The 21,065-nt window shown below is 46.6% G+C and carries 24 protein-coding genes; 14 read left to right on the top strand and 10 right to left on the bottom strand.

Translation table 11 applies throughout. The features are described 5' to 3' along the window. Nucleotides 1–21 precede the first annotated feature (21 nt). Together xylA and BUA75_RS07575 are read left to right on the top strand one after the other, a co-directional pair. Nucleotides 22–1,332, top strand: a complete 1,311-nt coding sequence (gene xylA, locus BUA75_RS07580) for a xylose isomerase (RefSeq protein ID WP_072874004.1) — start codon at nucleotides 22–24, stop codon at nucleotides 1,330–1,332. 55 nt (nucleotides 1,333–1,387) lie between these two features. After that, on the top strand, nucleotides 1,388–2,395 hold the full coding sequence (locus tag BUA75_RS07575) for an aldose 1-epimerase (protein ID WP_341350430.1): 1,008 nt from the start codon (nucleotides 1,388–1,390) through the stop codon (nucleotides 2,393–2,395). A gap of 206 nt (nucleotides 2,396–2,601) precedes the next feature. On the opposite strand, the gene BUA75_RS07570 is transcribed toward BUA75_RS07575, so the two are convergent. Further along, on the bottom strand, nucleotides 2,602–3,975 hold the full coding sequence (locus BUA75_RS07570; RefSeq protein WP_072874002.1) for a family 8 glycosyl hydrolase: 1,374 nt from the start codon (nucleotides 3,973–3,975) through the stop codon (nucleotides 2,602–2,604). Nucleotides 3,976–4,620: 645 nt separating this feature from the next. On the opposite strand from BUA75_RS07570, the gene BUA75_RS07565 reads away from it, so the two are divergent. From BUA75_RS07565 to BUA75_RS07540, 6 genes are all read left to right on the top strand, one after another. Continuing rightward, a complete protein-coding gene (locus BUA75_RS07565) occupies nucleotides 4,621–4,983 on the top strand; it encodes a helix-turn-helix domain-containing protein (protein WP_072874001.1) in 363 nt (120 codons plus the stop codon). Nucleotides 4,984–5,261: 278 nt separating this feature from the next. After that, nucleotides 5,262–5,783 carry an RNA-guided endonuclease TnpB family protein gene (locus BUA75_RS07560; RefSeq protein WP_072874000.1) on the top strand — a complete coding sequence of 174 codons (522 nt, stop codon included), beginning with the start codon at nucleotides 5,262–5,264 and terminating at the stop codon, nucleotides 5,781–5,783. Nucleotides 5,784–6,441: 658 nt separating this feature from the next. Further along, entirely contained in the window at nucleotides 6,442–6,720 is a 279-nt protein-coding gene (locus BUA75_RS07555; RefSeq protein WP_072873999.1) for a hypothetical protein, read from the top strand. Between the two features lie 300 nt (nucleotides 6,721–7,020). Next, on the top strand, nucleotides 7,021–7,629 hold the full coding sequence (locus tag BUA75_RS07550; RefSeq protein ID WP_072873998.1) for an acetate uptake transporter: 609 nt from the start codon (nucleotides 7,021–7,023) through the stop codon (nucleotides 7,627–7,629). A gap of 228 nt (nucleotides 7,630–7,857) precedes the next feature. Then, complete coding sequence (locus tag BUA75_RS07545) at nucleotides 7,858–8,163, top strand: DUF1659 domain-containing protein (protein WP_072873997.1); 306 nt, start codon at nucleotides 7,858–7,860, stop codon at nucleotides 8,161–8,163. Between the two features lie 75 nt (nucleotides 8,164–8,238). After that, entirely contained in the window at nucleotides 8,239–8,457 is a 219-nt protein-coding gene (locus BUA75_RS07540; RefSeq protein ID WP_072873996.1) for a DUF2922 domain-containing protein, read from the top strand. Nucleotides 8,458–8,539: 82 nt separating this feature from the next. On the opposite strand, the gene BUA75_RS15865 is transcribed toward BUA75_RS07540, so the two are convergent. Beyond that, nucleotides 8,540–8,761, bottom strand: coding sequence for a DUF1450 domain-containing protein (locus BUA75_RS15865; RefSeq protein ID WP_072873995.1), 222 nt, complete (start codon nucleotides 8,759–8,761; stop codon nucleotides 8,540–8,542). Between the two features lie 2 nt (nucleotides 8,762–8,763). Continuing rightward, entirely contained in the window at nucleotides 8,764–9,363 is a 600-nt protein-coding gene (locus BUA75_RS07530; RefSeq protein ID WP_207549729.1) for a DedA family protein, read from the bottom strand. Nucleotides 9,364–9,571: 208 nt separating this feature from the next. Between BUA75_RS07530 and thiL the strand changes: the two genes are divergently transcribed. The 6 genes from thiL to tsaD are packed head-to-tail and all read left to right on the top strand — an operon-like array spanning nucleotide 9,572 to nucleotide 13,478. Continuing rightward, nucleotides 9,572–10,555 carry a thiamine-phosphate kinase gene (gene thiL / locus BUA75_RS07525; protein WP_072873993.1) on the top strand — a complete coding sequence of 328 codons (984 nt, stop codon included), beginning with the start codon at nucleotides 9,572–9,574 and terminating at the stop codon, nucleotides 10,553–10,555. A 30-nt stretch (nucleotides 10,556–10,585) separates the two neighbouring features. Continuing rightward, a complete protein-coding gene (locus BUA75_RS16380; RefSeq protein ID WP_278247852.1) occupies nucleotides 10,586–10,708 on the top strand; it encodes a hypothetical protein in 123 nt (40 codons plus the stop codon). Continuing rightward, nucleotides 10,663–11,247, top strand: a complete 585-nt coding sequence (gene tsaE, locus BUA75_RS07520) for a tRNA (adenosine(37)-N6)-threonylcarbamoyltransferase complex ATPase subunit type 1 TsaE (protein ID WP_072873992.1) — start codon at nucleotides 10,663–10,665, stop codon at nucleotides 11,245–11,247. Before BUA75_RS16380 ends, tsaE begins: the two co-directional genes overlap by 46 nt. Next, the gene (gene tsaB, locus BUA75_RS07515) at nucleotides 11,232–11,978 is read left to right on the top strand and encodes a tRNA (adenosine(37)-N6)-threonylcarbamoyltransferase complex dimerization subunit type 1 TsaB (RefSeq protein WP_072873991.1); all 747 of its coding nucleotides are present in this window, start codon (nucleotides 11,232–11,234) and stop codon (nucleotides 11,976–11,978) included. The genes tsaE and tsaB overlap by 16 nt, the downstream gene beginning before the upstream one ends. After that, nucleotides 11,956–12,450: a ribosomal protein S18-alanine N-acetyltransferase gene (rimI, locus tag BUA75_RS07510; protein WP_255567395.1), complete on the top strand. Its 495-nt coding sequence runs from the start codon at nucleotides 11,956–11,958 to the stop codon at nucleotides 12,448–12,450. Before tsaB ends, rimI begins: the two co-directional genes overlap by 23 nt. Before the next feature lie 11 nt (nucleotides 12,451–12,461). Beyond that, the gene (gene tsaD / locus BUA75_RS07505; protein WP_072874055.1) at nucleotides 12,462–13,478 is read left to right on the top strand and encodes a tRNA (adenosine(37)-N6)-threonylcarbamoyltransferase complex transferase subunit TsaD; all 1,017 of its coding nucleotides are present in this window, start codon (nucleotides 12,462–12,464) and stop codon (nucleotides 13,476–13,478) included. A gap of 191 nt (nucleotides 13,479–13,669) precedes the next feature. Here the strand turns inward: tsaD and BUA75_RS07500 are convergent, their stop codons facing one another. The 7 genes from BUA75_RS07500 to BUA75_RS07470 form a co-directional block, all read right to left on the bottom strand. Then, nucleotides 13,670–14,773 carry a DUF3231 family protein gene (locus BUA75_RS07500; RefSeq protein ID WP_072873990.1) on the bottom strand — a complete coding sequence of 368 codons (1,104 nt, stop codon included), beginning with the start codon at nucleotides 14,771–14,773 and terminating at the stop codon, nucleotides 13,670–13,672. A 200-nt stretch (nucleotides 14,774–14,973) separates the two neighbouring features. Continuing rightward, nucleotides 14,974–15,543, bottom strand: a complete 570-nt coding sequence (locus tag BUA75_RS07495) for a CBO0543 family protein (RefSeq protein ID WP_072873989.1) — start codon at nucleotides 15,541–15,543, stop codon at nucleotides 14,974–14,976. A 38-nt stretch (nucleotides 15,544–15,581) separates the two neighbouring features. Further along, on the bottom strand, nucleotides 15,582–16,049 hold the full coding sequence (locus tag BUA75_RS07490; RefSeq protein ID WP_072873988.1) for a hypothetical protein: 468 nt from the start codon (nucleotides 16,047–16,049) through the stop codon (nucleotides 15,582–15,584). A gap of 10 nt (nucleotides 16,050–16,059) precedes the next feature. Further along, nucleotides 16,060–16,833: a hypothetical protein gene (locus BUA75_RS07485; protein WP_072873987.1), complete on the bottom strand. Its 774-nt coding sequence runs from the start codon at nucleotides 16,831–16,833 to the stop codon at nucleotides 16,060–16,062. A 122-nt stretch (nucleotides 16,834–16,955) separates the two neighbouring features. Beyond that, nucleotides 16,956–18,104 (bottom strand): GerAB/ArcD/ProY family transporter, encoded by a 1,149-nt coding sequence (locus tag BUA75_RS07480; protein ID WP_083574178.1) that lies wholly within the window; start codon nucleotides 18,102–18,104, stop codon nucleotides 16,956–16,958. 10 nt (nucleotides 18,105–18,114) lie between these two features. Further along, nucleotides 18,115–19,296 carry a Ger(x)C family spore germination protein gene (locus BUA75_RS07475; RefSeq protein WP_072873985.1) on the bottom strand — a complete coding sequence of 394 codons (1,182 nt, stop codon included), beginning with the start codon at nucleotides 19,294–19,296 and terminating at the stop codon, nucleotides 18,115–18,117. Beyond that, nucleotides 19,293–20,978 carry a spore germination protein gene (locus tag BUA75_RS07470; protein WP_129583557.1) on the bottom strand — a complete coding sequence of 562 codons (1,686 nt, stop codon included), beginning with the start codon at nucleotides 20,976–20,978 and terminating at the stop codon, nucleotides 19,293–19,295. The genes BUA75_RS07475 and BUA75_RS07470 overlap by 4 nt, the downstream gene beginning before the upstream one ends. Nucleotides 20,979–21,065 lie beyond the last annotated feature (87 nt).

Genomic DNA, 21,065 nt, shown 5'->3' with positions numbered 1-21,065 from the left:
AGCTAAAGGAGGAGACAAATCATGACTTACTTCGAGGGCGTCGGCAAGATTCAATTTGAGGGCTCGGAGTCGAATAACCCGCTCGCATACAAGTACTACAACCCGGACGAAATCGTTCTTGGCAAGCGGATGGAGGACTATCTGCGCTTCTCCGTCGCATATTGGCACACACTGGTCGCCGACGGCAGCGACCCATTTGGCGTTGCGACGATGCAACGCCCGTGGAACGGCTACACTGGTATGGACCTCGCGAAGGCGCGCGTCGAAGCTGCGTTTGAACTGATTGAAAAGTTGGGTTTGAAATACTTTGCCTTCCACGATCGAGACATTGCGCCGGAGGGCGACACGCTGACTGAGACCAATCGCAACCTCGACGTGATCGTCTCAATGATCAAGGACTACATGAAGACCTCCTCCGTGAAGCTGCTGTGGAACACTGCAAACATGTTCACTAACCCGCGCTTTGTGCATGGTGCCGCAACTTCGCCGAACGCCGACGTCTTCGCGTACGCGGCTGGCCAGGTCAAGAAGAGCCTTGAGATCGGCAAAGAGCTTGGTTCCGAAAATCACGTGTTCTGGGGAGGGCGCGAAGGCTATGAGACGCTGCTTAACACGGACATGGGGCTTGAACTCGACAATCTCGCGCGCTTCTACCACATGGCCATCGCCTACGCGAAGGAGATCGGCTATACCGGCCAGTTCCTGATCGAGCCGAAACCGAAAGAGCCGACCAAGCATCAGTACGACTACGACGCAGCAAGCGCAATCGCGTTCCTTTACAAGTACGACCTGATTCACCACTTTAAGTTGAACATCGAAGCGAATCATGCGACCCTCGCTGGCCACACGTTTGAACACGAGCTGCGAGTGTGTCGTCACTACGGCGTGCTCGGTTCGGTCGACGCCAACCAGGGTGATCCGCTGCTCGGTTGGGACACGGATGAGTTTCCGACGGACCTCTACAACACGACGCTCGCGATGTATGAGATCATCCAAAACGGCGGGCTACACAGCGGCGGCTTGAACTTCGATTCGAAAACGCGGCGCGCCTCGTTCGACGCGATAGACCTGTTCTATGCACACATTGCCGGTATCGACAGTTTCGCCAAGGGCTTTAAGGTGGCAGCCAAACTGATCGAAGACGGCGTGCTTGAGGACTTTGTCGCCAACCGCTACAGCAGCTACAAGAGCGGAATCGGCGCCGACATCGTTGCCGGGAAGACAGACCTTAAGGCGCTCGCAGAGTACGCTACGGAACATGAAATTACGAACCAGTCAGGTCGTCAGGAGATGCTGAAGTCTATCTTCAACCAGTACCTGACGAGCGTGTAATGGCAGATACCAGACTGCTGGTAGGTGCCATACGAACGGAGGGGGTGAACTGATAGTGAGAGGGGCAAAGGAAACGACCTTCCGTGGGGAGCGCGCTGTCGTCTTGCGGTGGGAAAACCTTCAGGCGACGGTTCTCCCTGAAATCGGGGCCAATCTGATTAGCTTTCGCGACCTCATCCGCGGCTTCACACTGCTGCACGAACCAGGCGTTAATGAGATGGACGACTTCAGGCGGACACCATATTTGTACGGGATCCCTGTCCTGTTCCCCCCTAACCGTTACGATGCCGGCACGTTCACCTACGCCGGCACGCACGTTCAATTGCCTGTGAACGAAGCGGCCACTGGCGCGCACCTGCACGGTGTTTTGTACGATACCGCGTGGGAAGTCAAGGACTTTGGCAGTACTCAGGTCGAAAGCTATGTTGTGCTGTCTGTGAAAGTGGACGAAGCGCACCCGCTGTTCGCAAAGTGGCCGTTTTGTTTCACTTTTGAATTGCGCTATGGGCTGAACGAGTTTGGACTTTCTCAACACGTTTTGGTACGAAACGATGGGGGTGGATCCATGCCGTGCCTGGTCGGATTCCACACGGCGGTCAACGCGCCGTTTGCAGAGCATGGAGACGCTACCGACTACCGCTGTCGCTTCACTATCGGCGAGCGCTGGGAGCTTGATAATCGTGGTCTGCCTACAGGGGTTCGTCTGCCTTTGACCTTATACGAGCAAGCCTTGCGTGATGTCGGGGCGTACCCGTTTGTCGAGTCGATGGACAATCATTACACGGCGCTTGCACAAGACGGTTACAATCGCATGGAACTCTGGGACATGAAGCGCGACGTGACGCTGGTCTACGATGTGGGGCTTGGGTTCGGGCAATGGATGGTTTGGAACCACTACGGGCAGCCTGGGTTTTTCTGTGCCGAACCGCAAGTGAATGTCGTCAATGCGCCAAATTTGGAGTTGCCAGCAGATGAAGTCGGGTTGTTCCCTGTACGACCAGGTGAGGTGTGGGAAGCGCACAGTCGCCTGTACGTACGTGATGGAGGCGTGAAGCAGGATTGACGCGCCGTGTTGTCGTGCCGCGCCGTAGTTGTGTTAGCCGCGTCCCTGCAGGCCAATATCCACTCAATCAGCTGAGTCCGTTGTCTAAGCGAAGTCTTAAACTTGTTGAAAATAACGACCACCCGTTTGGGTGGTCGTTAAGATAAAATGCATGCGTTGCGAGATTTGCGTCATACTCAGCCGATATCTTCACCCGGATGATGTAGCTAGTTTGTTTCTATGTTATGTTTGAACGAGCGTGGGTATGCTCGATTTTCAACCGGATGCCACCAATCACGAAATTTACCACTGTCGTAGAGCATACCAAGCATGGTTAACATGCCGTCATAATAACGCCATTGCCCTGTTGGGAGAGCAGTATTCCATAGGGCCTGAACGAAAGCCATCTTTTCTGGGTTCGTAGCCGAGATGGCAGAGGACGCGTTCATCGCTACCAAACCGGGGGAGTGACCCGAACTGGAATTGAGTTCAGTTCCATTAAGTTCGTAGTTGTTGCCATAGGTATTGATGACAGGGTAAAAGAAGTTCTCCAATGCATTCGAATAAGTAGTTTCCCAAGGTTTAACTCCAAACCAGGCTGCATCAACATTGGCATTGGCAATAACACGAAACGCATCAAATTCGAAGTTGTAGCCATAGTTTGTATTGGTCGGCTGTTCGTTTGATGGTATAGAAGGGTAAGGGGTGCCATTAAAGTTTGTGTAGTCGGGCGCTAGTCCCGTAGCCGGATTGTAGGCATCTTTCAAAAGGTTTTCGCCGGAAGTGTACGCTTTGTTCCATAGCTGTTTATCAGTCGGATCAACGGATGCAAAAACTTTATAAAAAGCTGGCAAACTGTAGGATGGGTCCGTATAGTTCATGGCGTTTGGCGGTGAGAAGACAGGTAAGTAAGTGGTTTGACTGAATTCGGGAGATGGGTCATGCCACATGGCATGCAGAATCTGTTCGGATTGTTTCCGATAGTTATAGATCCCCCTCCCATTCCCCCAGCGTCCCGCCGCAAAGGCGAGTGCAGCGGCAATCCATTGATCGCCATCAGGAGCAACTCCATAATCAATGACCTTACCGTCAGGATAAGTATGCCATGCAAACTCATCCTTCGTCGGTCCCTCTTTAATCTGCATATACGTTTTTGCATAATTCCACAAAGAATCGAATTCCCTTTTGTGATTCAACTGTACGGCAATCATCATTCCGTAACCCATACCTTCAGTACGCACATCGTTTGGATTGGCAGTACCGGGATAAGAAGAAATGGAGGCGATATAAGCCATATCAGGCGTCATTTGATAGTATAACGCCTGTCCATTATAGTAATGATCAGCAGACGTCCCGGGATTCCCGTGAAAAAGCTGGTGCCAATCGGTATTAACCTTTTCATTAATTTGTTTCTGTGTATACCCTGCCTGTTTAAATAAATTTGGGTATATTCCAGTTTGAACTGCTCCTTGGGGACTATCCCCTTTGCCATTGACGGATTTTTCTATCCTGTGGGAAGACGTGGCTGCAAATGATGTAATTGGAGTCAGTAAAGCTGTGGCAGAAAGAATGGAAACACCCAGTTTCATTCCACTTTTCAAGCTCATCTCTCCTCTTGAAAATTCTGAATACTAAGATATATCCAACCGCTATTTGTGAATTATTTTCTCACCTCCTTTAGTGAAGCGTTTTCATGCTGGGCCCGTTTGTTACTCTTGTTGACTACTGTTGTTTAATGCACAAACTCAAGATTCTTTGCACGGTGGTTTTACCTCTTTACTGTTACATGATATTTGATTTGTACATTAAACAAACTAATTATAGGATAAATTATTTCTGTCCTCAACCATCGATCGCAACAGCCCCTTTAATTTCATGCTCATCTTCTGCATTACATTTTTTTGCCCTGCACTACTGGTCAAGGATGCACGGTACTCCGAACTCAATCGTTATTTACTAGTAGCTGGTTACCCGGATTTGGGTTTTCCGGATGTGATCTCGATGCCGCACTCCGAAGTCATTCGTGTTAGAGTTTCGCGGAAGCAGGGTTGAAAGGGTAATTCGTGATTATTTCAGTGTAAGATCACACTAGGAACGTGTCCGAGTAAGATTTATGTTCTAGGTATAGGAAATTTTAAAAGAATTATCAAAATCTTCATTTGCAAAGCCATGAGAATGCAGTGTAGGGCTGTCGAGCGGCGGATCGTTTTTTCGCTCAATATAATGCGTCTAGGAACAAAGGCTACTTGAAGACCCTGGACTCAAGGCCGCTGCGCTTGTACCTATACTTCGGATTTGCGGCCAATAACAAACTCGGTCACTCATGGCCAAGCATTGAAACCATCGCGAAGTATTTTGGCAAGCAAACCCGAACCATCGACTACTGGATACAACAGCTTGTTGAGGCTGGTTTGGTGTATAGGGAGCGAGATACCCAAAAATCGAGTACAACGTACTTGGTTCCATATGGGGATACCTTCATGCGGCAACGGCTTTCCCGAGTCTTTGAAGAGGACAATCAAGATATATTCGATAATCTAATTGATGTTATCGAGCAACGGAGGGCAGTTTATGGTTCAATTGTGGGCGTGTTCCATCTGTTTCACTAGGGAGCAAGGGGTAGAAAAGGGCCTTCTCCGAACCTTGACAAAAGCAATATCATTTTCATCATCACCAAACGTGACAACAATATTTTGGTTGGGCACATGTACCAATTGCAGAAATCCGCAGGGTACGGCTTTAGTGAATTGAACATATATGACCCGGTGACGTTCCAAAGCCCATTTACATATATGGGACAACCTGTTCGCGGCATTGCCGTTCGTCATTCTCATCGGATGAGGAAATTCCTCAAGTTCCAACAAGCGAAAATCAGGTAGCTATTGATTTGGGATTGACCGATTCCGTAGCACAACGCCGACTTGCAAAGAAAAAGAAAGGTTCCAAAAACAGAGACAAAGAACGTCTCAAAGTTGCACGTATTCAAGCCAAAATTGCGGATCGTCGTCAAGACTTCCTGTACAAGCTCAGCACACGGTTGATAAACGAGAACCAAGTGATCGCCGTAGAGAGTTTGCAGGTTAAGAACATGATTCGCAATCACCACCTTGCAAAATCCATTGCAGATGTAGGATGGGGCGAGTTTGTACGTCAACTCGAATATAAGGCTGAATGGTACGGTAGAACGGTCGTCAAAATCGACAAGTTTTATCCAGCCAGTAAGCGGTGTTTTGATTGCGGACATATCATGCCGAAGATGCCACTCAGCGTCAGACACTGTACGTGTCCAGAGTGCGGGGAGAATCACGACAGAGATGTGAACGCCGCTCAAAACATCTTAGCCGCAGGGCTTGCGGTGTTAGCCTGTGGAGAGGCGATAAGACCCGCTGGAAAGCTCACCAGCCAATGAGAAGGCAAGCCTCAACGAAGCAGGAAAGCCAACTAGAGATGGTTGGAATCCCCTGCCTTTAGGCATGGGGAAAATGTGTGCGGGCGGCAGCTCGCATTGGATGCTGAACATCTAGCGGAAAATCGCTGGACAGGTCAGCGCTGCATAATGGTCAGTGCTGCAAAGGATACGTCTAGGGCGTCTCCGTGAGGAGCGTGTCGGAGGAGAGAGGGAGTGTCGAGGGGTCCCTATCCGAAGTGTGCAGGTTGAAAGCGCAATGCTGAATGCCGAAACGGCGGGATGAGTTGGGGACGCTGCGCTCTCTGCGGAACCCAAAACCCTATCGGGGTAGGTCAGCCCTGTAGATCACGATAACATGGTATGCGGCTCATCACGTGGAGGGTGAGACATGCACACTGTAGCCAGTGCGGGTGACCCGTCGAGATCTCTCGGTTACCGAAGTGGGCGTGGACATATCAAGGGTATTCGAAGTTGTCCGTGTGCTGAGAGAAGTCAGAGCGACTTCATAGTAGCGAAGTAGCTTCGAGACCTTAACTTGATGTGAAATGAAGGAAGGCGTCGTTACTGAAAAGTTGATTCAGAAGCAGACATGTCAATTGGTAAGCCTCCGCTGCGAAACACTGCCAAAATGGTTCTGCTTGCGAGGAGACACTCGAACATGAAATGGTACAATCTGTATGGTCAGTTACTGAGTTATCAGCGACTGTCCGAGGCATGGCTGAAAGTCAAGGCAAACAAAGGAACTGGCGGAGTAGACGGCATAAATCTGTCCGCTTTTGAAAGGAATCTGGAGGAGAATCTTCAGCAACTTCTCAGCGACCTGAAAGCCAAGACTTATAAGCCGATGCCAGTGCTCCGGATGTATGATGGACAGGGGGCTTGGGACATTTTCATGGTTTCGGTTTTTATCTTAGTAGATACATTCCTTTGCGCTTGACTCAACTCATCACTATGACCAAAAAAACGTGTATTGACAGATGGGGCCATCTTAACCTGTATCAGTCAATGTATGGGAGTATGTCTGTTTTCAATGATGGCGGTAATCTTTATTGAGTCAAAATTCAAAAAATCTAAATTTTCTTTTCAAAATGTATTGCATCATACACGCTTATCTGTCATAAATCATTCATATAAAGTGTATGACTTCTTTATGGTGAGAGGCGGGTGGTATGTAAGCGCTTCCTCTAAAGGTTTGTAATATTCATACTAATATTTTGCGAGATAGCGGGGTGGGTATATGCAAAATCATTCTACCGAACGGTGGGCAGAGGCAACTCCACTTGGTTTAGCAGCCTTTGTTATATCACAAACCTTATTGAATCTTCCTAACGCACATCTGGTTCCTGCTTTAGCAACCACGTTCTTTTTACCTGTCATTCTCATTTGTGGTGGTGGACTTTATTTTCTTTGTTGCATTCTAGAATTTATTCGCAAAAATACTTTTGGCATGACAGTAAATGGATTTTACGGTGGTTTCTTTAGCTCACTTGGTGTGTTTTTGATTATGGAATTGAGTGGCTTTTTGAAATTTGGTGCGGATGCGAATATTGCCCTGGGCACTTTTCTCTTAATTTGGTCTATACTGACAATACCTTTTGTGGTAGCTGCGTTCCGTGAAAATATGCTTTTTGGCTGGTTGTTTTTCTTTGTCGCTATAGCTTTCTTTGGTGGCGCTTTTGCCAACTTGACAGGTCTCAATTCAGCCATTGGCGGTTATGCAGGTTTGATTTCAGCCGCCATTGGTCTCTATCTGCTGACACAAATGTTGATGGCAGCTACGGCTCATCACGCACTGCCAAGCAATGTGGTGAATTTGGAAGAAACACAAGCCATAGTGGCAGAGTAAAGTTCAAACAGACTTCACTGTATACAGTGAGGAATTATAAAAATCTGCATAGTGCGGGTCGCCTTCCAAAAGGCGATTCGCATTTTTGTTTATGTCCCCTGCCTCCTGGTGAATTTGCATATTGGGTGTTGCAAAGCCCATTTTACTTAACTTTGTCAGCCGGCGGCAGAGCAGTAAGTTGGTTTGCTAACCCATAGAGTTTGACTGAATGTAAAAGGAGGAAGGCGCATGGCGCAGACAACCGAGTTAGGAAGAGTATTGCAACTCCAATTCAATGTAGGCACTACAAGCAAGGGGGAAATCAAGGTCAAAAATCATAATTTTCCTCATGTTAATCCCAATGTTGCAGACGATGATTTGCTGGCCGTCGGCAATGCTTTGGCTGATCTCTTTAGTATGCCTCTCTATCAAGTTGCCCGTACAGATCAGGTCGCGTTAAGCGTTGATAGCAGTTCGACAGTAAGCACATCCAGCAGTTCTTCAACCAACAGTTCAGGTCAAGCTGCGCAGAGCAATGCTGCTAGCGGTGCCTGAACCACGCTAATCAATCCACTGCCGGACTATCCATCACTTGCTCAGGTAAAACCCAAGAGGACGGAGGAGTATAAAATGGCCGATAAAATGATTCTGCAAATGCAATTTCTTACAGATAGCAACAAAAAAGTCCATATCAATATTGCGAATCCCAAACAACCTGTAGATCAAACGGCTGTCGACGCAGCCATGAGCTTAATTGTTGAAAAAAACATCTTTTTATTGCCGCAAGGAAATATTGTCAAACAAGTAGGAGCTGCAGCCATTACTACCAGTAGTTCAACGGTTGGATAAACGCACTTTGCAACTTTTATATTCTGCTTCTCCCGGAGTTCATAATCCGGGAGAGGTGGAAATCATGTTAACAATCCTCTTGTTATATCCGTTTCTCTATCATCTCCCACAGTTGTTCCACCGTCTCAGCCATTAGCCACTCTTTTTTCTGCCAAAGCAGAAAAGGTTGTTCTATACATATATCGCAACGATCGAGACAAATCACAGTGCGCCGTTCTACCTGAGGGGCTTCATCTGCTAAGCGGCGCATAATTTCTCTCGAACCACGTTTTAAATTGCGCAGACAGAATGTCGCTTTTGACAACCTCAATCCCCCCTTCGTTGCTTTAGCCATTGTCGCCAAGCGTAAAAGATGAGTCCAGACATAAGCAGGGCCACGGCGATTGAAAGAGCGGGTCCGCGCGCAGTTTGCAGCAGCGTGCGTACACTTTCGCCAAAAAAATATCCACCTAAAGTGATGATTGAACACCATAATGCCGATCCGATGCTAGTGTACAGCACAAAACGTGTGAAAGCCATGCGTGAGAGGCCAGCCGCGTACGAAGAGAGCGCGCGGATTCCTGGGACAAAGCGACCCGGAATCAGGAGCCATATACTGTGCCTGTCAATGAGATGGGCAGCGCGATCGAGATGCGGCTTCTTGACAATGCCTGTGCGCATCATTGCTTGCAAGAATCGTGACTCCATAGAAGATGCTGCGTAAAAAGCAAGAGAGGTACCACATAAGTAACCAAGAGTTGCAGCTAGCAACACACCACCTAAGTGGATGCGACCCATGGATGCAGAAAATCCATAAAAGAGCAAGAAAGCGTCACCGGGGAAAGGAACACCCAGACCTTCAATAAACAGAGCAAACCAGATGCCTGGATAACCGAGATCGACCAGAAATTGAATGATATTGTTCATCATGCAGGTCAGACAGATGTGCATGGAGCTTTCCCGCCTTTGTTTTGGGCTGCTTTTGCTTGAAAGATTGTTGTTCCTGGATGGGGACACACTGTATGTGTATGGGACAACGCTTTTTCTCATGCGTAAAGGAATGTGGCGATTGGTTTTGTTATGATGGTTACAGTAGCCAAAAGATGAGCAGCGGCTTAGGAAGTGAGGAGAAAGTATGGCGGATGAGTTTGAGCGAATTTGCCGTCTCATGGAGCAATTGCCGCCATGTGGGGAAGAAGTGCGTGTTGGCGTTGGGGACGACGCGGCTATTCTCCAATTGCCGATAGACAATGATGTGGTGGTTTCAACGGACACTATGGTGGAAGGTGTGCATTTTCGCCAAGACACACTCAGTTGGGCAGACGTCGGCTATAAATGTGTGGCAGCCTCAGTCAGTGATATAGCTGCCATGGGGGCAACGCCAACCAGTGTTTTACTTTCATTGGCTTTGCCAGCTTCTTTGTCCATGGATGAGATGTTGAACATTTATCAAGGAGTAGCGGATGCTTGTCATGAATATTGCGTATCTGTGATTGGCGGAGATTTGGTACAATCCTCGCAGAGTATGTTGACGAGCACGGTGCTTGGCAAAATTGACAAAAAACAAGCACTCTTACGCAGTGGAGCGAAGCCTGGTGATGTTCTTTTTGTCACCGGACATCTGGGTGCCAGTGCTGCCGGATTAAAGTTGTTGCTTACTTCATATGGAATGAGGGATGCTCTTGATGCAGCCTATGTCATTTCACGCCATCGGCGGCCCACTGCAAGGGTTTTAGCAGGGCAGACTTTCTTGCGTTATGGTGTAAACTCCTGCAACGATATCTCGGATGGACTGGCTTCGGAATTGAATGAAATTGCCAAGGCTAGTCAGGTTCGGTTGCGTGTGGAAATTGAGAAAATTCCTCTTCATCATGCAACTCGCAATGTTGCCCGTCAATTGGGTGAATCTGCGCTGGATTATGCCCTGTCAGGTGGAGAAGATTACGAATTGGTGGCTACTGCGCCGCCAGTTGTCTATGCCAGGTTACTCCCTTTACTGGAAGCTGTTCGACTCCCGATCACGGCCATTGGCCGGGTGGAATCAGGAGATGGTGTGGTTGGGGAGTGGCCGGATGGCAAGCTCGATGTGATTCTTGCTACAGGGTATCACCATTTTTGACAATCTTTATAGGTTTGGGCGGAAAATAGCATGCTGAGCGGAATTGGTGTTGCAGACAAAGCCATCTTGATTGACAAAGCAACCATCCAGCAGATGGGGAGATTTTTATGGCAGATCAAGGTATCGATGATAGTGGACTTTCTTGGATTGTGAGTATCACTTCTGCTGCTGAAACATACCAATTGGGAGAAGCTTTTGGGCGTGTGGCAGAAAAAAATTCATTGTTATTATTGTTTGGTTCACTGGGTGCGGGCAAGACCACATTGACCAGTGGAATAGCGCATGGATTGGGGGCGGGCGAATCGGTTCCATCCCCAAGTTATGTATATGCCTTTGTTTATGACAAGGGACGGTTGCCATTGTGGCATTTTGACTTTTATCGTCTCTATCAGGAGTTGCCGGAAGACGTAACACCCAATTTAGCAAATTGGCCATCGAGTAGACATGCATGGAGAGAATTGGAGCCAGAGCTGTTAGACAGTGTGGGTTGGTACGAGGCTTTGGAAGACGATGCGGTGGTGGTTGCTGAGTGGCCTCAGGGAGTTGTGAATGATTTATCGGACGCACTCGTGGTGGTGATGCAGAGCAGTATGACAGATGATGTAGAGAAACGCATATTGCAAATTTTCGCAGTGGGCACAAAGAGCCAGTTTCTGCTGGCGAACTGGAGGAAACAGTGGCAATCCTTGTAATGGATACAGCGACAGAAGTTTTGGCAACAGGTCTGATCGTCGAAGAAAATATACTTGTCTCTGCTGTTTCGTCAACGCCCCGTGGGCATTCAACGGCTTTAGCTCCTTTATTGCAGAGTATCTTGCAAAGCGGTCGGACAACGCCTCATCAGTTAAAAAAAATTGTGGTGGGTGTGGGGCCGGGGTCATACACGGGTGTCCGTATGGCAGTCAGTATGGCAAAATCTATGGCCATGGCGTTGGAAATTCCTCTTCTACCTGTGAGTACTTTAACCGCTCTTGCCTATGCTGCAGTACCGCTGATTGATAAAGGTCCATTTCTTTTGCTGCCGCTTTTGTATGCGCGGCGTGGACGTGCTTTTGGAGCGCTCTATCAGGGGGCCGGGGATGGGTTGGAGGTGCTTGCGCCTGAATCTGTACAACCGATAAGTGAATGGTCTTCTTTAGCAACTCGTGCTGTTCAAGACAGGCAGAATCAGGTGAAACTTGTGATGATTCACGATTTTCCGGATGCTCAAGCAGATGAGATACCTCAATTTGCAACATCCATTCACTTGAAAAGCAATCAGGAACGCTTGCCGCGCGGTCTTTGGCTGGCGAGTCAAACCGTTCGTCCGATGATGCGCGAGGAAATACATGAAGTATTGCCGAATTACATGCTAGAAGTGGAGGCGCAGGTTCGCCTGCGTGAGAGAGGAGCTGCGCGGTTTGGAAACGGACTGGAATCCTGAAAAGCTGGAGTTGCGTCGTATGACACTTGCTGATGTTGATGCGGTAATGCAGGTGGAGCGCCGCTCGTTCAGCGCGCCGTGGTCCCGGCAAGCGTTTGTAACAGAATTGGTCGAGAATCAGTTTGCGCGTTATCTCGTGTTTGATTATGACGGACGTATCATCGGCTATGCAGGCGTCTGGTTGATTTTGGATGAAGGACACATCACGAATATAGCGATTGATCCCGATTTTCGCGGTAAAAACCTGGGCGAGATATTGATGCGTTCGCTCATGTCACTCTGTATGTCGCAAGGTGCACGCAAGATGACGCTGGAAGTCAGAGTTTCCAATTTAGTAGCACAAACGCTCTATAAAAAACTTGGATTTGAGACGGTAGGCGTTCGCAAAGGTTATTACACAGACAATCAAGAAGATGCATACATCATGTGGGCCGATTTGCCGTTGGAAGAAAACAAGGCGGTGGACGCGTGAAAGAACGTTTGATGCTGGGAATTGAGACCAGTTGCGACGAAACATCGGCAGCAGTAGTGGCTGACGGTCAATCTGTACGTTCATTGGTTACCTACTCGCAAATTGCTATTCATCAAGCTTTTGGTGGTGTGGTACCAGAAGTGGCCTCGCGCCAACATGTAGCGGTGATTACGCGAACGGTTGAACAGGCCTTGACAGAGGCAAATGTGCAGCTTTCCCAATTGGATGGAATCGCTGTCACATGTGGACCAGGGCTACTCGGGGCGTTGTTGGTCGGTTTATCTGCTGCCAAAGGATACGCCTTGGTGAGTGGACTCCCCTTTTTTCCTGTCCATCATATTGCGGGTCACGTAGCGGCGGCTGGTTTAGAAGCTCAGTGGCGTCCTCCTATGCTTTGTTTGGTAGTGTCAGGTGGACATACAGAATTGTTGGTTGTGGATGAAAATTTTCGTTTTCAAAGACTCGGAGGTACGGTCGATGATGCTGCAGGTGAAGCTTATGATAAAGTGGCGCGGCTCTGTGGCTTGAATTATCCTGGCGGGCCGGAAATTGACAAACTAGCAGCCCAAGGAAACCCTGATGCTCTGGATTTGCCGCGATCTTTTCTGGATAGTGAAGAGCTATCTTTTTCCTTTTCAGGATTGAAATCAGCGGTTGCCAATCGATTGGAGAAAGCACGGCGCAATCACGAATATTTGCCTGTAGAAGACATATGCGCGAGTTTTCAACAGGCTGTTCTTGATGTGTTGGTTACTAAAACCAGTCAGGCTGCGAAAAAAACGGGGTTACGCCGAATTGTGGTAGCTGGAGGTGTGGCTGCCAATCGTGGGTTGCGACAAGCTATGACTCAATTAGCCTGCCGCGCCGATTTAGAAATTTTCTTTCCCAATCCTGTCTATTGTACAGACAATGGAGCTATGATTGCAGCTGCTGGCAGCCATATGATGAAGGCTGGACGCCATGGGACATTGGATGTCAATGCGTATGCCAATTTATCTTTCGCTGAGTGGCAAAACCTCACGAGTTAAAGGAGCTTAGGCCATTTAGCTGAGTGTTCCCTATATTGTGAGATGATGTGGATAAAAGATTGTCCACAATATGTGGACAGGTTGAATAAGTCTCTCTAAAACGATTAGACTTCTATCTGTACGACCTCTTAGGGTTGTGGATAACGTTGTGCATAAAGTGGATAAGTTGTGGATAAATTGGTCGATCCGTTTTACTGCAACCTTTTTGGAACCATAGGAGGTTCTTCCATCCAACCTCTATCAATGACGAATTTCATGCAGTGTTTGGCGTATTTACCCATTGATATCATAAGCTTTCCGTACATTACAGCAATATCTTGGCGCGGTGATGCGCCAAGCGCCAAACCGTAGTTGCCAATCGCTCCAGCGAGTAGTTCGGAAGTGTGGAAAAGTATCAGTGGCAACGCAAATGTAAACGTGTCGCTAGGAGATACATAGTCGTCCAAAAGTCCTGGAGAGGGGAGGAAATCTTCACTTAACTTGTGGTGTAAGGTATCAAAGTGCTTTTGGAACAAGTGTACACCGTCCGTTAAAATTTTCTGAACTGCAGGGTCGTTGGCGGTTTGAGCAAAGCCAAGCAGCAACGCTTTTGTAAAGGCGCTTCGTACCAAGTTCATGTGCAAATGAGTAATTTCCAAGACAGTCAATGGACGTGTTCGATGAAAAGGCGAACCGAGAAAAGTTCTGTCGTTGACGTGGTAAACGTGATTGGAAGACTGGCTGTAGGGTGCACGCTCCAATAAGCCAAGCTGGTCGAGATAATTGCATAATTGGTTGGTTAGTTCACTCGATTCTTGCAGACAGATGCTGAAAAAATCCCGCACTTCTTGCGTGTAGGAAGAGGAGAGACTGCCTGCATAAGAAACGAGACCGATTCTAGCCATGGAGTACAAATAATAGGCAGGAAATGGATGGAGAAAGACTGGCTGGGCTAGACGGTTGATATCTGAGACCGGAAAACCAATGGGTATAGGATAGTCCGTATTTTGAAAAGATTGACGGATCCATTCCAGATGTCGATTGGCAAAGTTTTGCGCTTTTTGCAGTATAGGCTGAAAATCCTGTGGTAAGGAAGATGCCGCAAAATGAGCCATTAAGCAGAGAGACATGCTGTCGTTCATATAGGTACTCCAAAGGCTGGCCACTTCCGAAGAGACCAAGGTCCCAGCTTTGGCAACTCCAGGTGTAGGTGGAGTTGAATTGTTATTCTTATTTGGGTTGGTAGTCGGTTGAGGAGTGCCATCGGTTTGTTTGGTACTTGCTGAAGTTATTGTTGCTCCACTTGTTTCTGCCACACCATTCACCTCTTTGAATAGACACAAATCGGAAATTCTGCTTTCCACAGAACCCATGGCTAAGGAAGAACGCTATAGAGAGAAAATTTCTAAGTTTCGCTTGTTCTGTCACAAGATATCCAATTTATCTTTTTTTATGTGTGTATGGTTTATGGAGATGAGGAAAAAAAATATACGCCAATGATGAAGAAATTTTACCTTCAGTTTGTTCTTGATTGGGTCTGAATTTTTTGCTTGACGAACAGCGTAAAGGCACGCGCAGTCATGACCATCATAATATAAATAGGAAATGAATATATATATTTCCAATAAAATAGTTTATAAATTCCTATATTAACAAAAAAAGGTTCAAAAACAAAAGAAGACACCAAGGCAGCAAGTGTAGTGGTAAGCAAAAAGGGCCACCAACGTTCACATAATTGGTATATTATAACAAACAGAACAGGTATAGCTGTAATATCCACAGGAACAAGTGGGGGATCGAATGACCAATACAGTTGAATGGGGTAAAACCAAGCACCTTCGTTAATGCCAATCGTATCAAAAAGTAAAGAACATCCATCGAGAAAAGCAGCAAAAGTAAGCAATTCAAACAAGCGTCGTTTATCAGCAACCCACAAGTACCAAAAAATCCAGGGGAGAAAAGCGATTCCCAGAAGAAACCACCACTGCCAAGTTAGAAAGCTGTGCTGGAACCAAAACTGCTTAACGAGATCGGTGGAAATCCTTTTGGCTTGTAAAACGCTTTGAAAAGAGATAGATTTGTTCATCAGTTATCCCTTTCTTTCAGTTGGTTAAGTGCGGTTGTCTATCCGTCTGAACCATCCTGATAACGGGCAAGTCCAATGACATAATTGCTCTGTAAAATCTTCTCCACATGCTCTACTTGGTTGGGTTCGCATTGAATCACCAGAATGCATTCTCCCTGCCGAGCGGCTTGCTGTTTCCGATTATGTTTACGCATAACAAGCAATTTTATACAAAAACCCAGGGAAGCACCCAAAATCATGCCTACAATCCCAATTAAAATAGGTCCGCCTGGCAGGACAAATCCGTATATTGCGCCAAGCAGCATACCGACTGTTGAAAGCACAGCAGCCACATCAAAAACGCTTTGACCATCGGAATGATGAATATTATCTAAAATTTGGAAATTATTGTTTCGTATATCGAGAGGAACGGCTAAAATTTGTTTTTCATCAATTCCTTGTTTCTCAAGATTTTGAATGGCCAGTTCTACATACATGGAATGATCAAAGGTGGCAAATACAATCATTTTGGGAACCTCATTTCACAAATAGGCGGGACATTGAGAACGATATGCGTTGGTAATGCTCTTTAAGGAACCTGGCTTGTTCCAACTCGTAGAGCCGATTTTGCTCGACGGCTGTAAGGTAGGAGTCATAAAGAGAAAAACTGTAAATCGAAGGCATAAACAAATACCACTGAATATTCAGCGCTGCTGCCGAAGCAGACAAGTGTCCTGTGAAAGCAAGTTGAATGGCGGTTAGTAGATTACTTTTATAGGCAACAACAATCCACCAGACAAGAAATAAAATACCATTTGGGATTTTATGTAGATAAAAATGTCCTGCTCCCGGCATAAAGGCAGACCAGACAGGCGCTATCCATGGTGTTTTTTTGTCAAGATAGTTAATTTCCAGTGCATTCATTTTCATGGGCTGTAACGCTTTGGGACGGTGAATGGCAAGCATGTAGAGTTTATTCAAGTTAACCGCACCCTGATAAGAATCCCAAATACAATAAATATACGTACCTACGTAAAGTAACAGCCAACGTGTGTTCAGCACATTTGTCGCATCATTGAAATGACCAATGAGCGTTTCAAAAATAGCTAGATTGATATGAGATTGGGTGTTAACTATTAATTCCCACATAATAAAAAAATATCCAGTTAAATTACGATTTCGAGCTAGATGTCCAAGTCCTGGAAATGCGAAGGACCAAAAGGCACACATCCATGGTTTGCGTAAATGTAACTGAACGGTATCGATGGAACTGAGGGCGGCGCGAGTGTAACGAATATTTGGATCAATCATGCGGTTCCTCCCTGTGCAGACAATTCACGCCTATCCAGTCGCTTTTCTGATTGCGGCCATGTATTGGCTAGTGTGTTCAAAAAATAGCCAAACATGTTTACCCAAAGAGGTATTTGTACTTTTTAGCGCTGAGGTCGATCGCCTTCAAAATTAAAGGAGGGTGGTGGTTCTGTTTTTATGCGGCGAATCATGGCAATCAGCAAGGTGGTGAAAGGAATGATGAGAAGTAAAACAACACTGGCTGGAACCATAATCATGTTAATGATGTCAAAAATCATTTGTTCATTGGGAATCAAGCTGGCGATGATTACGCCTGAAGCACTCACTGGAATGACCCAGTATTTATAATGTTTTTCTGAGTTAGTAAAAATTTGACAAGCCAATGAGGAGATTCCCCAAATATGGATGGCTAAAAACAATATAGAGAAGGCTGTCGATACGACAATAATCAGAATGCCGAGTCGCTCTACAAAAAAACCTTGAATACGAATGAGCTGGAGGACAAACGGGATACTGAAGGAAAGCGTGCGAGTCCCTTCCCACCCTAAATTGAGAATAACCGCAAAAAATGCGACTAAAATAACAAAACCAGAGATAAAAACAGAAATCAATGGATACCATTTGGCGATGCGCTTGTTATGATTATAATAGGGCCCAATCAACAGAAAAAAACTAAAGCCAAGATATATGGGCAAAATATGTAGAGCCCCTTTTAATGTCAAAGGCAGAGAAACGATTTCGTGCGGCAACCAGAAGTGATTACTTTGCGTCATAATAAAGATAAAAATAAAAGTGACGGCAGCTAACGTCAGCGGGTGGACGATGGACGAAATGCGACCAAGCGTTTCCACTCCAATCCAGGCTCCCCGAGTCGCCACCAGAAAAATGACAATTTCTAAAACAACGCGCGGCGTGGACGGGAAGTAGGGTTTGATGGCCGTGATGAAAAGATATACGCAGATAGAAGTAAATGCAAGATAAACTGGCAAATAGCAAAAAGAGAAAAATTTACCTAACCATTTTCCATAAACTAAGTTGGTGTATTCGCAAGCGGTCAAAGTGGGAAAACGTTGATTGATGAGTGTGTGAATCCAGGCCATAAAGACACTTGTCAGAATAGCTACCAATACAGACCACTGAGCATCGCGATCGGCCTGTTCAATCGCTATACGCGGGAAAATCCAGAAAGTGAGCGGTAAGTAACTGGCGGAAATGAGTTCTGTCACTTGAAAACCGGACAAAAACCACTTTTGCTGGTGCACCGACTCCACCCTTTCTGTTCTACATGAGACTACCTTTGTAGTTGATAAGCATCCGCACTTTCACATCAATTTGAGCTTGTTTATAAGCTCGTCCCCAATCGTGCTCGATATATGATTTGAGTCGAGGATGCAAGACACTCACCTGTTGACCAAAGCCCAGAATATCTAAATCCTTGTTTTTCAATTTTTCAATGGTGGCGCGGATTTCTTCATCCATTTGTTGCGAAGCCCGCCATTCATCCTGGTACAATTCTTTTTGGGAAACATTTTCTAATCCCCAACTAGGATCTTGGGCTAATTGCGCGTGTACGGTGGCGCGAATGTGCAGAACAGGATGGCTGGAAGGGACGTTGGTGACAAAAAATCGCCCCGAGCCGCGCATAAAACTCAGTTCAAACGGCTGTCCACCATAATTCACCCAAAGTGATGCGTTTTTAATTTGGTTGTTGATAAGGTTGAACATCATAGTTTCCTCTGGTGTCAAATTCACGCTCTGTTTACCGCGGTTTACAGCATAAAGGCCGCTGAACATCAAGTTTCCGTCGGTGTCCACTTTGACAGTCGGCGCATGTGGATCAACACCAATGGAGACAAAATCTCGCCAGTATTCCCAGAGTCGTGTACGGGCTACATAGGCGATTTGTTTCAAATTTCCTGCCAGTGTGCGTTCCATCACATCAGCGGGAGGGGAAGATGCCTCTACTGCCAAAATGTCTTTTGCCGGTTCTCTACTGAATGCTACAAAGGCCATTTTGTCGATGTTGCCTGAGCGCATCAGCGCTGCCAATACTTTCTCAATGGTAGATGTTTTCAGTTTTTCAGATAAAATGACAGATTCCAAATTATTGAAATAAAAATTGCGGTCATAATGCATCTGGGCATGGGTAATCGCTTGCATGAGCGTGGGTGCAACTTCAGTAAAATTGCGAAACTTGTCGCTCGATGCGTTTGTTGCGCTTGGTTGCTTGCCGCCCTCGCCTGCTCGAATGCCCCCCACTTTGCCACGGCTTTCCGGGTCGGAGAAAAGCGGAACTTGAAAGGTGTATTGAATCAGCTGCGGCTGTTTGGGAACAGCGTCTACGGCAATGCCAATCACCTGCGCTCGGTCATTGATGCGGTGGTAATCCCAACATCCTGGAAGAAAAAGGGGTATGACTGTAGTGAAACTCAGAGTGAGGATTTTTTGCCAGCGTCTGTTCATGGTTGTCGCCTTCTTCGTTTCCAGTCATTGAATTGCCGATTGCTTTTCTCAACTTGTGGGTGCAGATTGGGCAACTCCTTCACGTCCACAGCACCTGTGCCATCTTGGGGATGAAGATGGGATGTGCGTTGGCGCATCAAGTGTACAGGCAAACGAATGATGAAGGAGTCAATAAAAACGTCCATGATGTGTTCACCGCCAAACGGATCGACATAAGAGACGCCAAACGATTTCATACCTCCTAACTCTATAATGCCCCACATAGCAGCAAGTACCACGCCATATAGGCCAAACAGGGTAGCGGCAATAATCATGATCCAACTCCCCAAGCGCAGAACGACACTAAATTCATAACTGGGCGTAACAAAGACAGACATGGCACACAGTGCGACCACAATAATCAAGATGTTTGAAACCAGTTCTGCCTGCACAGCCGCTTCACCAAGCACCAAACCGCCGACAATACCAATGGTTTGTCCCATCTGTTTGGGCATGCGCAAAGTAGCTTCGCGCAAAATTTCAATGACCACCTGCATCATCATGACTTCAATGGTAGCTGGGAAGGGCACACCTTCGCGTGATTTGGCTATAGCAATACCAAGGACTTTGGGCAACAGTTCTGGATTGAAATCGACAAATGAAATATAAAGCGCAGGCAGAAAGAGCGCGAAGAAGAATGAGATGACACGAAGATAGCGAATAAACATAGCTTCATAAAAAATGTGTCCGTAATCTTCCTCAGTTTGAAAAAAGTCCTGAAATGTGGCTGGCACCAACAGGGCGTTTGGGTCACCGTCAACTATAATCAGCACTTTACCTTGGTTCAATTCTTTGATGGTTGAATCGATACGCTGCGTGACGCGTGTCATGGGCAATAGTGACCAAGAGTGGTCGCTGATGCGCTGTTCAATCTCGGCGCTTTGTGTAACCACATCCACGTGTATCGATTCAATTCGTTTCAGAATGGTATCTACCACGACAGGATTCGCCACATCGTATAAATATAAAACTGCAACTTCCCGGCGGCTGCGGTAGCCAACTTTAAATTTTTTGATGGTCAAGGACTCTGTTGCCATCCAAACGCGTATGGCACCAATGTTAATGTCGATATTTTCCACAAAAGAAACCTGCGCACCGCGCACCGTGGATTCAATGTAGGGTTGGTCTGGCGTACGGTGTTCAATAAACTTGACGGTAATGACCAGTGCACTTTTTTCACCGTCAATCAAAAGGACGGCTGAGCCGTTGTTGATGTCTTCAGAAAGCTCAAAAAGATTGTCTTTATAGAGGATAGTACTATTCGAGATGACAGAATCTGTTAGGTAATGCAAAAGATTACGCGGTCGTTTGGATGGAAAGCGGTGTTGTAGAATGGAACGGAGCAACACCTCCAACTGTTGGTTATCTGTGATGGTACTTAAAAAAAGCAGTGCAGAAGAACGACCCATAATTTTGAAAGGACGCACAAAAAAATCGTCTGAATGACCGAGTCGTTTGTGGAAATATTCCAATGCTTGATTCAATTGTCCGTGATAGTGTGGAGCTTCAGCAGGGTGGGGCACCACAGCATCAAACGGATTTTGGTGTTTTTTTCGCAAAGGTTCCGATCCGACATTAATCTGATGGGAAAAAAATTTCTGCTTGCGTGAAGCGGTGTGCGGACGTTTACCAGGAAACCACACTGACGTTCACCATCCGATCTGTTTGGCTTGGACGAAGTCCGAACCAAGCCAAAGATTCGCTGTTAGCGTGTCACGGACGATTTCGTT

Origin of the sequence: Alicyclobacillus tolerans, assembly GCF_900142255.1 — a bacterium.
In the GTDB taxonomy this organism is placed as follows: domain Bacteria; phylum Bacillota; class Bacilli; order Alicyclobacillales; family Alicyclobacillaceae; genus Alicyclobacillus_I; species Alicyclobacillus_I tolerans.
Note: the sequence above shows the minus strand (reverse complement) of the source record. Positions and strands in the feature narration are given on the sequence as shown.

Bases quoted from the DNA above. Each gene is read 5' to 3' on its own strand.
- xylA (WP_072874004.1), top strand. From the start codon at position 22: ATGACTTACTTCGAGGGCGTCGGCAAGATTCAATTTGAGGGCTCGGAG.
- BUA75_RS07555 (WP_072873999.1), top strand. From the start codon at position 6,442: ATGAAATGGTACAATCTGTATGGTCAGTTACTGAGTTATCAGCGACTG.
- BUA75_RS07550 (WP_072873998.1), top strand. From the start codon at position 7,021: ATGCAAAATCATTCTACCGAACGGTGGGCAGAGGCAACTCCACTTGGT.
- BUA75_RS07545 (WP_072873997.1), top strand. From the start codon at position 7,858: ATGGCGCAGACAACCGAGTTAGGAAGAGTATTGCAACTCCAATTCAAT.
- BUA75_RS07540 (WP_072873996.1), top strand. From the start codon at position 8,239: ATGGCCGATAAAATGATTCTGCAAATGCAATTTCTTACAGATAGCAAC.
- BUA75_RS07530 (WP_207549729.1), bottom strand. From the start codon at position 9,363: ATGAACAATATCATTCAATTTCTGGTCGATCTCGGTTATCCAGGCATC.
- thiL (WP_072873993.1), top strand. From the start codon at position 9,572: ATGGCGGATGAGTTTGAGCGAATTTGCCGTCTCATGGAGCAATTGCCG.
- BUA75_RS16380 (WP_278247852.1), top strand. From the start codon at position 10,586: ATGCTGAGCGGAATTGGTGTTGCAGACAAAGCCATCTTGATTGACAAA.
- tsaE (WP_072873992.1), top strand. From the start codon at position 10,663: ATGGCAGATCAAGGTATCGATGATAGTGGACTTTCTTGGATTGTGAGT.
- tsaD (WP_072874055.1), top strand. From the start codon at position 12,462: ATGCTGGGAATTGAGACCAGTTGCGACGAAACATCGGCAGCAGTAGTG.
- BUA75_RS07495 (WP_072873989.1), bottom strand. From the start codon at position 15,543: ATGAACAAATCTATCTCTTTTCAAAGCGTTTTACAAGCCAAAAGGATT.
- BUA75_RS07490 (WP_072873988.1), bottom strand. From the start codon at position 16,049: ATGATTGTATTTGCCACCTTTGATCATTCCATGTATGTAGAACTGGCC.
- BUA75_RS07485 (WP_072873987.1), bottom strand. From the start codon at position 16,833: ATGATTGATCCAAATATTCGTTACACTCGCGCCGCCCTCAGTTCCATC.
- BUA75_RS07475 (WP_072873985.1), bottom strand. From the start codon at position 19,296: ATGAACAGACGCTGGCAAAAAATCCTCACTCTGAGTTTCACTACAGTC.